At 49.0% G+C, this 1,178-nt stretch carries 1 pseudogene; it reads left to right on the plus strand.

Going from position 1 to position 1,178, the window contains the following annotated elements:
• Window positions 1–1,178, plus strand: a pseudogene (locus tag R7P35_RS25280) (transglycosylase domain-containing protein); the annotation flags it as partial.

Below are 1,178 nucleotides of genomic sequence, written 5' to 3' on the forward strand. Positions count from 1 at the left end.
GATCGCCACGTCATGCTGCATTTCTCAGACAGCGGTTTGCAGCGTATTCAATCTTTAGAATCAAAAGGCGATCTAGGCTACTTGCGCCTTGAGCCAAAGATGCTGGGGATGCTTGAAAAAGATCGTGATGAGCAACGTCTGTTCTTACGTCGTGACCAATTCCCTGAAATTTTAGTTGATGCCTTGTTGGCGACAGAAGACCGAGACTTCTATCAGCATGATGGTGTTTCACCATTGGCTATTGCCCGTGCTTTAGTGGCGAACATCAAAGCGGGTCGCACCGTTCAAGGTGGCAGTACCTTAACGCAGCAGCTAGCGAAAAACTTATTTCTAACCCGTGATAAAACGCTGTGGCGTAAGGTGCGCGAAGCTTATATTGCGCTTATTCTTGATTACCGTTATAGCAAAGACCGCATTTTAGAAGCCTACCTCAATGAAGTGTAGTTGGGTCAAAGCGGCGGCGAAGCGATCCACGGTTTTGGCTTAGCATCACGCTACTACTTTGGGCAGCCAATCCAAGAGTTGCGAATTGATCAACTTGCGATGCTGGTGGGCATGGTGAAAGGACCGTCGTATTACAATCCTGTTCGCTATCCTGAGCGCACTAAAGAGCGTCGAGACTTGGTGCTTCGATTGCTGATGCAACAAAACATGCTCACATCGCAGCAATATGAACAAGCTGTGAGTCGACCTCTTGATACACAAAGCAAACCACGTATTGCGAGCCGTCAGCCTGCATACTTCCAGCAATTGAATATCGAGCTGAAAGAGAAGGTCGGTGATCGCTTCAAGGCTGAAACTGGTCTGCGCGTGTTTACGTCTCTCGATCCTGTCTCTCAAAGTAAAATGGAGCAGGCTATCGCGAAGAAAATACCGGATTTAGCGAAGCGAGGCGGTAAAGAACTCGAAGCTGCTGCCGTGGCTGTTGATCGCCACAGTGGTGAAATTCGTGCCATGGTTGGTGGTAAGCGCGTGGGTTATGAAGGCTTTAACCGTGCGCTTAATGCTAGTCGTCCAATTGGTTCGTTGGTCAAGCCGGCAATTTACCTGACCGCGCTTGAACAGCCAGACAAATACAATTTGGGGACGACGCTGCACGACACCCCTCTAAGTTTGAAAGGTAGCAAAGGCTCGGTATGGACTCCGCGTAACTACGACCGTAAATATCGTGGTGATGT

The organism is Vibrio sp. Vb0304, assembly GCF_033338995.1.
Taxonomy (GTDB): Bacteria; Pseudomonadota; Gammaproteobacteria; order Enterobacterales; family Vibrionaceae; genus Vibrio; species Vibrio alginolyticus.